Here is a 12,646-nt window from a genome sequence, read left to right on the forward strand (position 1 = left end):
TTTCTTAAGAAAATCCCTTTTTCAAGGGAATTAAAACTGATTGATAATCATATTTGCCACACGCAAAGCTTCTGTACCATCGTGTAGTGTAACAATCGGTTTTGTATTATTATTTATGGCATCAGCAAATGTTTCTAATTCGTCTAAGATGGCATTGTTATTTGCTATTTCAGGGTTATTAAAATAGATTTGTTTTTTTACGCCTTCAGCATTCTGAAGAATCATATCAAAATCTCCAGGCTGTTCAGGTGCATCTTTCATTTTTACAACTTCACATTTCTTTTCTAAAAAGTCTACAGAAATATATGCATCTTTTTGGAAGAACCGTGTTTTACGCATGTTTTTTAATGAAATACGACTTGCTGTTAGATTAGCAACACAACCGTTTTTAAATTCAATACGTGCATTGGCAATATCAGGTGTATCACTAACAACAGAAACGCCACTTGCAGAAACATGTTTTACAGGAGAATTAACAACACTAAGTATTATGTCAATATCATGAATCATCAAATCTAAAACGACAGGAACGTCTGTTCCTCTAGGATTAAATTCAGCCAAACGATGTGTTTCAATAAACATCGGGTTTTCAATCTGATTTTTAACACCTATAAATGCAGGATTAAAACGTTCTACATGGCCTACTTGACCTTTTACATTATTTTCGGCGACTAAAGTCCGTAATATTTCTGCTTCTTCTACAGTATTGGTAATTGGTTTTTCAACAAAAATGTGCTTACCTTTAGAAATGGCCTGCTTTGCACAATCATAATGCGAAAGAGTAGGAGTTACAATATCTACAATATCTACAGCGTCAATTAAACCTTCAATAGTATTAAAATATGTGTAACCAAACTCTTCTACAACGCGTTTTGCATTTTCTACATCGGCATCATAGAAACCAATAAGTTCGTATTTATCAGATTGGTTTAATAATCTAAGATGAATTTTCCCAAGATGACCAGCACCAAGAACACCAGCTTTTAGCATACGTTTAGTTTTTCACAAAAATAGTTGTTTTGATTTAGTTTTTTTATAATGAAAATGTAAAATAATAGAGATATGATCTAGATGTTTAAAAATTAACTAGAATCTTTAAGCTTACACTTTGAACTTGTTTTGCTTTAATTTAATTTAGCTTTAACTAAACGATAGCATTGAAAGATACATTTAAGCATAAAGGTATGCGCCAGAAATTGGTTGACGTACTGATAAAAAAGGGAATTAAAGACGAAAAAGTATTAAGAGCTATTAGCGAAATACCGAGGCATTTATTTATGGATTCTGGCTTTTTAGATCATGCGTATCAAGATAAAGCATTTCCTATAGCGGCAGATCAAACAATCTCACAACCTTATACAGTAGCTTTTCAATCCGAATTATTAAAGATTAATTCTGGAGACAAAATTTTAGAAATTGGCACAGGTAGTGGATACCAAACAGCGGTGTTGTGTTTACTTGGAGCAAAAGTCTTTAGCATTGAACGACAAAAAGAGTTATTTAAAAAGACATCTAAATTTCTTCCTAAGTTAGGCTATAGAGCTAAGAAACTTGTTTTTGGTGATGGTTACAAAGGAATGCCTGAAGAAGCTCCATTTAAAAGTATTATTGTTACAGCCGGCGCTCCATTTGTACCTAATCCATTATTAGCACAGTTGGAGATTGGTGGACGTTTGGTTATACCTGTTGGTGAAGATGTGCAAACTATGACACTATTTATACGAAAAGGGTTGAAAGAATTTGAAAAACACGAACTTGGAGAGTTTCGGTTTGTTCCTTTACTAGAAGACAAAAATTAAATGCCTATGCAATGATTTTTTTCATAATATAATCATCCATAACATAACCATTGCCTATGTCTTGCACTACAGCATCTATAGTTTTGAAACCTGTTTTTTTATAAGCTTTAATGGAATTAGTATTGTATTTGTTTACCGTTAAGTAAATAGAATTACATTTTTGTTTTAAGGCTTGTAATTCAATAAAAGACATGGCAATTTTACCAATACCATGTCCTCTATAATCTTTAGACACATATATTTTACTCAAAAACAAAGTAGACTTTTCTTTTTTTATTGAAATATAACCTACGTTATTTTGGTGATGTATAATCTTAAAATACTGATAATCCTCTTCTTTAATCTGTTGTTGTATTGCTTGTGTAGATTGAAATTTATCTAGCATATATACTACTTGTTCTACACCAATGATAGGTGTATAGTGTTCATGCCAAATCACATTTGCTAATTCTGCAATAGTGTTGTAATCATCTATAGTTTTAGCACTACAAATCTCTGTCATTAATTACTAGTAGCCTTTTTTAATACGGTTTTACCTCCAACTACAGGAAGTGTTAAACTTGTTTTATTGAGTTGAATATTTAATTCGGTTCCAGGTTCTGGATGTAATGTAAATTCTGGATCACTAGAAAAAATCATTAAACCAATTTGTTGTCCTTTTTTAATGATTTGATCGTCGGGTTGTAAATCAAAATTCACAGTATAGAATTGTCCAGGCACCAAATCTTCTTCTTCTGTTAATGATTTATGGTTTTTAGGATCGGCCCAGTTTCTAGTAATTAAATTATCAGTAATTTTTAAATCTTCACCTTCTTGCCAAGGTAATGATACTAACCAAACAGATAAGTTTGCAGCAGATTTACTACTTGATAATGTAATGCTCACTTTTGATACTCCAGAAATATGAACGTCTTCTGTTAATGGGGCTGTTACATATAATAAACGGTTGTTAGAACTTTCCGCTTTAGCTAAAGCTTTTCCGGTATAGTTAACATTATCCGTTAACTTTTCTACTGTACTACTTGCTTTTCCAAGGGTTAGACCACCAACTCCATTTCCGCCTTCGGTTAAATTCAATGTAACATTTGATGCTTCAGGATTCGGATAATCTTTATATGCAGTAGGTTGCTGTCTATCGTCGTACTCTCTAACGATATAAGCTTTATTTTCAGCTTTATCTATACCATTATCAATACCGTGTAAATATTTAGTAAACCATTTGTTCATCATTGATGTTGGTGGAGGTCCACCATGACCATTTTGATGATAATAGATCATACTAGGTAAGCCCATTTCTTGTGCTTTTTTATAAATACGATAGCTGTGTTCTGGCATTACATTCCAGTCGTTAAAACCGTGAGACATGAGTAAAGCGGCTTTCATGTTTTTCATTTTTGGTAAATAATCACGATTGTGCCAAAAATCGTTCATATCTCCAGTTTCTCGATCCATGCCATTTTTTAATTCTGTATCACGAATGGTTTTATTATTGTAAGCGCGTTTGTCTTCATCTCCACTATGAACAAAATCGTAAAGCACATCAATGTCTTCGCCTAAATACCCACCTGGCGAGCGTACCAATCCGTTAGAGCGGTAATAATGATAAGATGAAGTATTTGGTGCAATAGGAATAATAACTTCCAAGCCTTCAACGCCTGTTGTCGCTGCAGCTAAAGGTAAAGTACCGTTGTATGATGTGCCTGTCATGCCTACTTTTCCTGTAGACCAAAAGGCTTTTACTTCTTCAGTTCCGTTACGTTCGGTAAAGCCTTTAGCCTTACCTGTTAGCCATTGTACTACTGCTTTTGGAGCTAATTCTTCGTTTAATCCACCAATGGTAGGTGCACCATCAGATAAGCCTGTTCCTGGAGACGAAGAATGCACAACGATATAACCTCTTGGCACCCATTTTCTGATGTGCGAATTTGAAATAATTGGACGCTTACCTCTACGCTTTACTTCTGGGTGATGACGCTCTTTTGCAGATGCTCCCAATTCTATTTTTACATCCCACATGGTTCCTGGTTCATCACCAGCAACTCCAGCAAAATATGGACTCGTCACATAAATTACAGGCAATTTTAGGTTTTCGGTTTCAGTTTGACTTGGACGTGTTACAGAAACATGCATACGATCTTTTTCGCCATCTCCATCCGTATCAAAATCGGTTTCTACCCATAAGTCATGGCGTAACCAATCTTCTTGATTACTGAATGCTTCTACAATTTGAGCTTCACCGTCTTTAAAAACGGGTTTTACTTTTTCTTGTGCACAACTTAAAATAGAAAATGCTAATGCAATAACTAATAATGAATTAGATTTTAGTAAGAGTTTCATGTGTAAATGGTTTTTATGTGTAAAAAATATCTTGCTAAAATTAATAACTTCTAGCAGATATATAATAGTCTATAACAGATAATTAAGATTAATTTGGTAAATATGCTTTAGGAATAAGATTTTCTTCAGGTTATTGTATCCTTATAATTATCGAAAATTTTTCTTAATCCGATCTAAATCACGTTTGTTATCTCGGTCCTTAATGGTTTCGCGTTTATCAAACAACTTTTTTCCTTTAGCTAACGAGATTTCTAGCTTGGCAAATCCTTTCTCATTTATATAAAGCCTTAGCGGAATTATAGTAAGTCCTTTGGCTTCAATATCGCGCTGTAATTTTTTTAGTTCTTTTTTATTGAGTAATAATTTGCGTTCAGCTTTAGGTTTATGGTTATAGTAATTACCATAAGCATATTCTTCAACAGTCATATTAATTACAAATAACTCGCCACCTTCATTAAACTCACAAAAGCTTTCAGCAATGGACGCTTTACTGGCACGAATAGACTTAATTTCTGTGCCAGAAAGTACAATGCCAGCCGTATATTTATCTAATATTTCGTACTGAAACCTTGCTTTTTTATTGAGTATGTTTACCGTTTTTTGCATGGTCGACAAAGGTATATAATTTATAATTATTTTAGGGTTATAGTGTTATCTATTGACTAGTTTTACGACTCAAATTTTTTAAAATCATACCATGAAACCTATCTATACTTTATTTATACTCGTATTATTTTTTAATTGCAAATCCGAAAAAACAGAAAAGGTATTAACTGCTGATGCAATTGTCAATACATCTATTGATATTTCAGGAGGTAATAAAGTCCCTAATTCTAAAATTAGTTTTGATTTTAGAGGACGCAAATATTTAGCAACCCGAAATAATGGAGCTTTTGTTTTAGGACGTGTAATAACTACAGAAACTAACGATTCTATTTTTGATTTGTTAAGCAATGACAGTTTTGAACGCTTTATTAATGATGAATTAATTACCGTTGCAGATTCTATGATTCCGAGATATTCAGCTTCTGTAAACTCTGTACATTATTTTTCTGTTTTACCTTATGGTTTAAATGATAAAGCAGTACATAAAGAGTTATTAGGAGAAGAATCCATAAAAGAAAAACTGTATTATAAAATAAAAGTAACGTTTTCTAAAGAAGGTGGAGGAGAAGATTATGATGATGAATTTATGTATTGGATTAGTAAAGATGACCACAAGGTTGATTTCGTAGCTTATTCTTATGCAGAAGATGATGGTGTTGGTATTCGTTATAGAGAAGCTTATAATGAACGAATAGTCAATGGAGTTCGTTTTGTAGATTATAACAACTATAAACCAGACGCTTCAGTAAAAAGTCTTTTAAATTTAGGACAATTATTTGAAGACGGAAAATTGCAATTATTGTCTAAAATAGAATTAGAAGCAATTACAGTAGATTTAATCGATAACTAATACCGTTGACGATTTAGTACTACCAGATACCGTTACAATATAAATATTAGAATTATTGTCGTCGGCAATAGGTCTATACTTTTCTTCACCAATTAAAGCATTAGTAAACATTGGAGTGGTATTGCTATGGCCAACAACCAATACGGTTTTGCCTTTAGTTTTAGTCATAAATTCTTCAATTTTTAAATCTCTAGGATCATAAAAACTAACTTCTAAATTATTAGCTACAGCTGTTGGTTTAGCAGTCTCTTTTGTTCTATTATAATTAGTAGAAAACACCATATCAAACTTCACATTTTTTAGCACATTACTCCAGTTTTCGGCACGTTTAACACCTTTTTCTATTAAATGTGGATCTCTATTAGTTTTGTCGTTTCTATCTTTTTCAGCATGACGAATTAAATAATATGTGGATGTATTCTCATTAGATTGATCTTGTTGCGCATTTATATTTAATGCAAAAAGAAGTACAAAAAGAAGAACGGTTAACTTTTTCATAAATTATTCATTTAATTTTCCTCTAAATTAAGGATTTATATAATATAATCATGCCTCTATATTTTTCATGTATACGCTCAAAATTAAGAACACGTGTGTTTTTGATGATGTAATTACATTTTTCATAAAATTTTAAAGCCTGTATTTGAGTATCCATGGCTTCTAACCAAATGCCACTTTGACCATTCTCTTTTGCTTTTTTATCTACCCAATCAAATAATACTTTAGCAACACCTTTGCCATGAGATTCTTCTCCTAAATAAATACGATGAAGATAAGCCGTGTTTTTAGAAAAAGAATGTTCTAAAGTACTATTGTACTTAAAACGGAGTATTCCGTTGAGGTTTTCTTTATAATACACAAAATAATATTCGGATTGTGGTTCGGATAATTCGTTTTGAAGATTAACCATGCTATAGCAAAAGTTCATATACCAATTACAATCTTCATTAACCCATAAATGCCTGTAGAATGGCGGATAAATGCGATGCATTAACTCATGCAATCTAGCCTGATCATCAAGTGTTATAACGCGAAGCTTTACATCTTTAGAAATCGATATCATAAATGTGCTAATTCTAACCCAAATATAATATTACTATACCATTCTAACTCGCTAGAGCTATAGCTACGCCAGCAGAAGTACCAATGCGTTCTACACCAGCATCAATATATTTACTAGCTGTTTCAGCATCACTAATACCTCCAGATGCTTTTATTTTAATGAAATTACGAACGGTCTTTTTTATAATCTTCACAGCAGTTAATGTAGCTCCACTTTTAGAGAAACCTGTAGACGTTTTTACAAAGTCCACTTTAGCATCTAAGCAAATTTCACAAGCTTTAACAATTTCATTTTTAGAAAGTTCACTGATCTCTAAAATAATTTTCAAGGGAACTTTTCCGATTGCAAGTTTTACATTACTGATGTCTTTAAGCAAACCTAAATAATTTCTGCTTTTTATAAGACCAATATTCATTACCATATCGATTTCGTCAGCGCCTTGCTCTATAGCTTTTTTTGCTTCAAATATTTTTGCATCTGTAGACATGGCACCAAGAGGGAAACCAACAACCGTGCATATTTTTATATCGGAGTGAAGTAATGCTTGCCTCGCTATTGGTACATAACTACTATTAATACAAACAGAGTAAAAATCGTGCTTTTTTGCCTCTTCACAAAGTTGAATAATTTGACGCTCAGTGGCATCACTGTTTAAAAGTGTATGATCTATATATTTATTTAATTCCATAACAATTAGATATAGGGTAAAAATTAAAAACTAAAACAATTCTCTAAAAAACAGAGGGATTACCAAGACAAGAATTAATACGTGTCTTTAGCTTTTGTTGGAATTAAATAGCTCGATAAAATTAACAATTTATCCGTTAAAACGCGTAAAAATCCATTTTTTTTACATGCATTTCATCGAAAACTTTGTTTTTAAATCCTAATGATTTGAAAATCAATTACGAAAAAAATCACTTTTTTAACGAAATTTATTTTTTTTTGAACGTTATCAATAAAAAAAGCCTTCTAAATGTTTATTAAAAGACTTTTTTAAGAAAATAAATATATGATTTAATTACTATTTAACAGCAGTTACAGTATAACCTGCTTTTCTAAGTAGGAGAATAACTCCATTCTCCCCAGCTAAATGTCCGGCGCCAACTCCATAAAATGTAGCTTGTTTTTTTGAAAGTTCCGAAATACGAGAAATCCACTTTTTATTTCTATTGACTAGTAATATATCTTGATGATCTGATAACTTAGAAGTGTCATCATCCATCATAACTTCCATTTGAGTAATATTTTCTGTATTGTACAACTCTAGCATAGTAGCAAAAGTTGTTCTATCATACTCTAAATCGTCTTTAGCTGATCTTAATAAATCAGCAACTTGATCTTCGTATGGGATATTATCAAAAACTTGTAATTGATCTTCAATAGTTTCTAAACCTAAAATTTCTTCGTTTTGCGCTTGTGCTACTTTTATGAGTTCTTGTTCAAAAGATTGCATTTGACAATCTAGTAATTTAGGATAGAGCATAGCAGTTAAAAAGAAAGGTTTCATATTCTGTACAATACCTAAAGAGACACCAGCATGTTTGGTTAATAATGTATTTATAGCTTCAAAATCTTCTTTAGAGACTAGGTCTTCTATTTTCTTTTCATCTTTCATATAAATACCACTAATCATTTTAGCCTGCAAGGAAGGATCATCCATATCGATCTCTAATACAACTTGAGAGGTTTCATCTAAAGCTTTTTTTACTTTATCGTTTAAAGTAGCATCACAAGTAATATGTATAGTTCCAAAAAGATAAGAGGGTTTTTCAAGATCATTACCCGAAATCTTCCATAATAAGGAATTTTCTAATTCTTGAGCATTAGTAGAGAAAAAGGACAAAAAGGTGGCAAATAGAAGTGATAATAATGATTTCATAACAATAATGGTTAAATGTTTTTTTTGAATAAGTGTTTAAAAAACATATAATGTTACAATTTGAGGTCGTTTATTTTTGAGATATAAAAATAAAAGCAACACTACTTATAAGCTTGGACGTCTCAAACTATTTCGTGTTGCTTTTAAAGCTTGCCTCTCGGCTAAGCCAACCAATCATTATAAAGACTATTTAGAAGCCATATTGTTACAGATTTAGTTAAAATTCTTCAGTAACAAGGTCACCTTGATTTCTAAAGACCAATTCTTTATCAAAAGCATCTAGTAAAATAATACTATCTGTAGTCACTTTACCAACTAATATTTCTTTGCTTAACTGGTTTAAAACTTCTTTTTGTATCACACGCTTAACAGGTCTAGCACCATATTCTGGATGATACCCTTTTTCAGCTAAATAGCTTATGGCTTCTTCAGTTGCATCAAAGGTTATACCTTGTTTAGCAATCATTTTAGTAATGCTCTTCAGTTGTAGGCCAACAATATCTTTAATATTAGCTTTGCTTAAAGGTGTGAATAAGATTGTGTCATCTATTCTATTTAAAAATTCAGGTCTTACCGTTTGTTTTAATACCCCTAAAACATCAAGTTTTGCTGTTTCCATTGCAGTATCAATATCTTTAATAGCTTCAAAACGCTCTTGTATAATTTGGCTGCCCATATTAGAGGTCATAATTATTATAGTATTTTTAAAATCAGCAATACGACCTTTATTATCTGTTAATCGACCTTCATCTAATACTTGTAACAGAATATTAAAAGTATCTGGATGTGCTTTTTCAATTTCATCTAATAGTACCACCGAGTATGGTTTGCGTCTTACAGCTTCAGTTAACTGACCTCCTTCATCATAACCTACATAACCTGGAGGTGCACCAACCAAACGACTTACAGCATGGCGTTCTTGATATTCACTCATATCTATGCGTGTCATAGCATTCTCGTCATCGAATAAATATTCTGCAAGAGCTTTAGCGAGTTCTGTTTTACCAACGCCTGTTGTGCCTAAAAACAAGAACGAACCTATAGGTTTTTCAGGGTTTTGTAAACCAGCTCTAGAACGGCGTACAGCATCACTAACAGCTTCTATGGCTTCTTCTTGTCCAACAACACGCTTATGCAACTCATCTTCAAGTTTTAATAACTTTTCACGTTCACTTTGTATCATTTTGGTTACAGGTATACCTGTCCATTTTGCAACAACATCAGCAATATCCTCGTATGTAACCTCTTCTTTTATTAATGCAGTTTCTTGTTGTTGAGCTAATTGTTTTTGAAATGTTTCAAGCTGCTTTGTGGCTTCTTTAATTTTTCCATATCTAATTTCAGCAACTTTACCATAATCGCCATTACGCTCGGCGCGTTCAGCATCTAATTTGTAGTTTTCAATATCTTGTTTTACAGTCTGTATATTATCAACAACTTCTTTTTCGCTTTTCCATTTTGCATTTAGGGCATTGCGTTCTTCTTTAAGGTTTGCTAATTCTGAACGTAAAGATTTTAGTTTAGACTCGTCTTTTTCACGTTTAATAGCTTCTACTTCAATTTCTATTTGCATAATTTTACGATCTAAGACATCGAGCTCTTCAGGTTTTGAGTTAATTTCCATTCGCAATTTTGAAGCCGCTTCATCCATTAAATCAATGGCTTTGTCTGGTAAAAAACGATTGGTAATATAACGCGTAGATAATTCTACAGCTCCAATAATGGCTTCATCTTTTATACGAACTTTGTGATGTGTTTCGTATTTTTCTTTAATACCTCTAAGTATAGAAATAGCACTTTCGGTATCAGGTTCATTGACTATAACTTTTTGAAAACGACGTTCTAAGGCTTTGTCTTGCTCAAAATATTTTTGATATTCATCTAATGTAGTAGCGCCTATAGCTCTGAGTTCGCCACGTGCTAAAGCTGGTTTTAAAATATTAGCAGCATCCATAGCTCCTTGTCCACCGCCAGCTCCAACAAGTGTATGAATTTCATCTATGAAAAGTACAATATCACCTTCACTAGTTGTTACTTCTTTGATTACAGCTTTTAAGCGTTCTTCAAACTCACCTTTAAACTTAGCGCCAGCAATTAACGCTCCCATGTCTAAAGCAAATATTTTTTTGTTTTTTAGGTTTTCAGGGATATCGCCATCAATGATACGATGCGCTAAGCCTTCAGCTATGGCTGTTTTACCAGTTCCGGGTTCACCAACCAAAATGGGATTATTCTTAGTACGGCGCGATAATATTTGTAATATTCTACGTATCTCTTCATCTCTACCAATTACAGGGTCTAGCTTCCCATCTTTTGCCAATTGGTTGAGGTTTTTGGCATATTTATTTAGCGAATTGTATGTGTCTTCTTGATTTTGAGAGGTGACGCGATCTCCTTTACGTAACTCTTCTATACTGGCTCTTAGTGTTTTTTCCGTTACAGCTTGATCTTTTAAAACCTGAGCAATTTTGCTTTTAGATTTAAAAATCGCTAAGACAAGATGCTCAATAGCTACAAAATCGTCATTCATTTTCTTTGCTACTATAGACGCTTCATTAACACTTTTTCCAGCTTCTCTTGAAAGCATAATGTCTCCACCAGAAACTTTTGAAAAACGTTTAAGCTCTTTATCTAGAATTTGTTCTAATAAAGCAACATTGATGTTTAGCTTCTTTAGCAAAAATGGTAAAACATTTTCATCAACATTAAGGATGCCTTTAAATAAGTGTTCGTTTTCTATGTGTTGGTGTTGTAAGCTTTGGGCAAGTTGTTGCGCTTGCTGTATAGCTTCTTGCGATTTGATGGTATAATTATTGAAATTCATAATCTGTTATAATTACTTATAATCGTTAAGAGAATTATTCTAATAAGCGATTTGTTTTCTAGCTCTATTTCAAATACCTTACCAACAGGTTTTAAGAGACAAAATGTCTGTTTAAAGCAATAATAACGTGACTTTTAGTCAGTTTGTAAGGATATAAATAAAGAATCGACTATGTTTGAAGTTCAATAATTTAAAGTACAATAACTATGGGAATATTTAGTAAAATGTTTGGAGGTTCTTCAGAGCCAAAAGAAGAGAAATCACTGCCTTGGATTCCGTTGACAAATATTCCTCAATTAGACGCTATTTCAAAAAAATCTAAAACTAAAACCCAAGTTATTTTTAAGCATTCTACACGTTGTGGAATTAGCCGTATGGTGATTAACCAATTTGTTGATTTTTATGGATTAGAAGAGAAGGATTTAGATTTGTATTATTTGGATCTATTGAACTATAGAGATGTATCTACTGAAGTTGGTTATAAGTTTCAGGTGATGCATCAGTCACCACAACTTTTAGTTATTAAAAATGGTGCTACAGTTGCACATGCTTCTCATGGTGCAATAAATGATATTGATTTACCAAAGTTTGTTTAAAAACTTTTTATATGAAATAAAAGTATAAAGGACTTATTATAAATTACGAAAACCTCAGTATGATAAACATATTGAGGTTTTTATTTTTTAATCATTTTAAGACTATTTATCTAAAATCTATAGTACAACTTCTAGATTGACCAAACCATTTTACTCTATTTTTAGATGCCGTTTTGTAGATGAAATCTCTTATTAAACGAGGAATAAAACCTAATAAAGCTGCAACACGTTTCCATTTTGGTATTTTAGAAACAATTCTTAAAAATCCATCAGAGTGTGTTTTTACACCATTATCATCAATAAGTATTACAGTATCTAATCGTTCAGTAGGATAACCATATTTAGTTAATAATTGTTGCCCGTAAGACGATTGAAAAGCTACAAATTGAAATAAATCTTCTGGCGCAAATTTTAATAACCAGCCCACAACACCATTGCAAAGATTACATTCTCCGTCAAAAATTATGATATCCTTTTCCATTATAATTTATGTTAATTAGTTTGATATTATTATAGACGAAAAAAGCTTCATAAGCTTTCAATGTTTAGAAAACTTTATGATTATTGTCAGATAAGTTGACCTTAAGGTTTTGTGTTTTGTAAGAATAAGATTAACAATTAAAAAACAAATAATTTTGACAATAAATTTTCAATCTGTAAATACAGATATCAATGAAGCACTTTCCTTA

At 32.1% G+C, this 12,646-nt stretch carries 13 protein-coding genes; 3 read left to right on the forward strand and 10 right to left on the reverse strand.

The annotated features are described in order from the left end of the window. Window positions 1-30 precede the first annotated feature (30 nt). Window positions 31-990: a Gfo/Idh/MocA family protein gene (locus K8Z87_RS09465; RefSeq protein ID WP_227477265.1), complete on the reverse strand. Its 960-nt coding sequence runs from the start codon at window positions 988-990 to the stop codon at window positions 31-33. Window positions 991-1,157: 167 nt separating this feature from the next. Here K8Z87_RS09465 and K8Z87_RS09470 point away from each other — a divergent pair, with 167 nt between their 5' ends. Beyond that, complete coding sequence (locus K8Z87_RS09470) at window positions 1,158-1,799, forward strand: protein-L-isoaspartate(D-aspartate) O-methyltransferase (protein WP_227477266.1); 642 nt, start codon at window positions 1,158-1,160, stop codon at window positions 1,797-1,799. Window positions 1,800-1,803: 4 nt separating this feature from the next. On the opposite strand, the gene K8Z87_RS09475 is transcribed toward K8Z87_RS09470, so the two are convergent. From K8Z87_RS09475 to smpB, 3 genes are all read right to left on the reverse strand, one after another. Beyond that, window positions 1,804-2,301: a GNAT family N-acetyltransferase gene (locus K8Z87_RS09475; protein WP_227477268.1), complete on the reverse strand. Its 498-nt coding sequence runs from the start codon at window positions 2,299-2,301 to the stop codon at window positions 1,804-1,806. Continuing rightward, window positions 2,301-4,136 (reverse strand): Xaa-Pro dipeptidyl-peptidase, encoded by a 1,836-nt coding sequence (locus K8Z87_RS09480; protein WP_227477276.1) that lies wholly within the window; start codon window positions 4,134-4,136, stop codon window positions 2,301-2,303. The genes K8Z87_RS09475 and K8Z87_RS09480 overlap by 1 nt, the downstream gene beginning before the upstream one ends. A gap of 147 nt (window positions 4,137-4,283) precedes the next feature. Continuing rightward, a complete protein-coding gene (smpB, locus tag K8Z87_RS09485; protein ID WP_227477277.1) occupies window positions 4,284-4,742 on the reverse strand; it encodes an SsrA-binding protein SmpB in 459 nt (152 codons plus the stop codon). Between the two features lie 91 nt (window positions 4,743-4,833). Here smpB and K8Z87_RS09490 point away from each other — a divergent pair, with 91 nt between their 5' ends. Further along, on the forward strand, window positions 4,834-5,592 hold the full coding sequence (locus K8Z87_RS09490) for a DUF6503 family protein (protein WP_227477278.1): 759 nt from the start codon (window positions 4,834-4,836) through the stop codon (window positions 5,590-5,592). Here K8Z87_RS09490 and K8Z87_RS09495 read toward each other — a convergent pair. The 5 genes from K8Z87_RS09495 to clpB form a co-directional block, all read right to left on the reverse strand. After that, on the reverse strand, window positions 5,578-6,090 hold the full coding sequence (locus tag K8Z87_RS09495) for a SixA phosphatase family protein (RefSeq protein WP_227477279.1): 513 nt from the start codon (window positions 6,088-6,090) through the stop codon (window positions 5,578-5,580). The genes K8Z87_RS09490 and K8Z87_RS09495 overlap by 15 nt on opposite strands. A 22-nt stretch (window positions 6,091-6,112) precedes the next feature. Beyond that, window positions 6,113-6,655, reverse strand: coding sequence for a GNAT family N-acetyltransferase (locus K8Z87_RS09500; protein WP_227477280.1), 543 nt, complete (start codon window positions 6,653-6,655; stop codon window positions 6,113-6,115). Between the two features lie 43 nt (window positions 6,656-6,698). After that, complete coding sequence (deoC, locus tag K8Z87_RS09505; protein ID WP_227477282.1) at window positions 6,699-7,343, reverse strand: deoxyribose-phosphate aldolase; 645 nt, start codon at window positions 7,341-7,343, stop codon at window positions 6,699-6,701. Window positions 7,344-7,679: 336 nt separating this feature from the next. Further along, a complete protein-coding gene (locus K8Z87_RS09510) occupies window positions 7,680-8,537 on the reverse strand; it encodes a TraB/GumN family protein (protein ID WP_227477283.1) in 858 nt (285 codons plus the stop codon). A 217-nt stretch (window positions 8,538-8,754) separates the two neighbouring features. After that, window positions 8,755-11,361, reverse strand: coding sequence for an ATP-dependent chaperone ClpB (gene clpB, locus K8Z87_RS09515; RefSeq protein ID WP_227477284.1), 2,607 nt, complete (start codon window positions 11,359-11,361; stop codon window positions 8,755-8,757). A gap of 206 nt (window positions 11,362-11,567) precedes the next feature. On the opposite strand from clpB, the gene ytxJ reads away from it, so the two are divergent. Beyond that, a complete protein-coding gene (ytxJ, locus tag K8Z87_RS09520) occupies window positions 11,568-11,957 on the forward strand; it encodes a bacillithiol system redox-active protein YtxJ (RefSeq protein ID WP_227477285.1) in 390 nt (129 codons plus the stop codon). Between the two features lie 106 nt (window positions 11,958-12,063). Here ytxJ and K8Z87_RS09525 read toward each other — a convergent pair whose 3' ends face one another. Beyond that, complete coding sequence (locus tag K8Z87_RS09525; protein WP_227477286.1) at window positions 12,064-12,438, reverse strand: thiol-disulfide oxidoreductase DCC family protein; 375 nt, start codon at window positions 12,436-12,438, stop codon at window positions 12,064-12,066. Window positions 12,439-12,646 lie beyond the last annotated feature (208 nt).

It is taken from the genome of Winogradskyella immobilis, from assembly GCF_021887715.1.
GTDB classification, from domain to species: Bacteria; Bacteroidota; Bacteroidia; order Flavobacteriales; family Flavobacteriaceae; genus Winogradskyella; species Winogradskyella immobilis.

Excerpts from the sequence above, each read along its gene's own strand:
- K8Z87_RS09465 (WP_227477265.1), bottom strand. The coding sequence starts at position 990 with ATGCTAAAAGCTGGTGTTCTTGGTGCTGGTCATCTTGGGAAAATTCAT.
- K8Z87_RS09525 (WP_227477286.1), bottom strand. The coding sequence starts at position 12,438 with ATGGAAAAGGATATCATAATTTTTGACGGAGAATGTAATCTTTGCAAT.
- K8Z87_RS09500 (WP_227477280.1), bottom strand. The coding sequence starts at position 6,655 with ATGATATCGATTTCTAAAGATGTAAAGCTTCGCGTTATAACACTTGAT.
- deoC (WP_227477282.1), bottom strand. The coding sequence starts at position 7,343 with ATGGAATTAAATAAATATATAGATCATACACTTTTAAACAGTGATGCC.
- smpB (WP_227477277.1), bottom strand. The coding sequence starts at position 4,742 with ATGCAAAAAACGGTAAACATACTCAATAAAAAAGCAAGGTTTCAGTAC.
- K8Z87_RS09490 (WP_227477278.1), top strand. The coding sequence starts at position 4,834 with ATGAAACCTATCTATACTTTATTTATACTCGTATTATTTTTTAATTGC.
- K8Z87_RS09495 (WP_227477279.1), bottom strand. The coding sequence starts at position 6,090 with ATGAAAAAGTTAACCGTTCTTCTTTTTGTACTTCTTTTTGCATTAAAT.
- K8Z87_RS09475 (WP_227477268.1), bottom strand. The coding sequence starts at position 2,301 with ATGACAGAGATTTGTAGTGCTAAAACTATAGATGATTACAACACTATT.
- K8Z87_RS09510 (WP_227477283.1), bottom strand. The coding sequence starts at position 8,537 with ATGAAATCATTATTATCACTTCTATTTGCCACCTTTTTGTCCTTTTTC.
- K8Z87_RS09480 (WP_227477276.1), bottom strand. The coding sequence starts at position 4,136 with ATGAAACTCTTACTAAAATCTAATTCATTATTAGTTATTGCATTAGCA.
- ytxJ (WP_227477285.1), top strand. The coding sequence starts at position 11,568 with ATGGGAATATTTAGTAAAATGTTTGGAGGTTCTTCAGAGCCAAAAGAA.
- clpB (WP_227477284.1), bottom strand. The coding sequence starts at position 11,361 with ATGAATTTCAATAATTATACCATCAAATCGCAAGAAGCTATACAGCAA.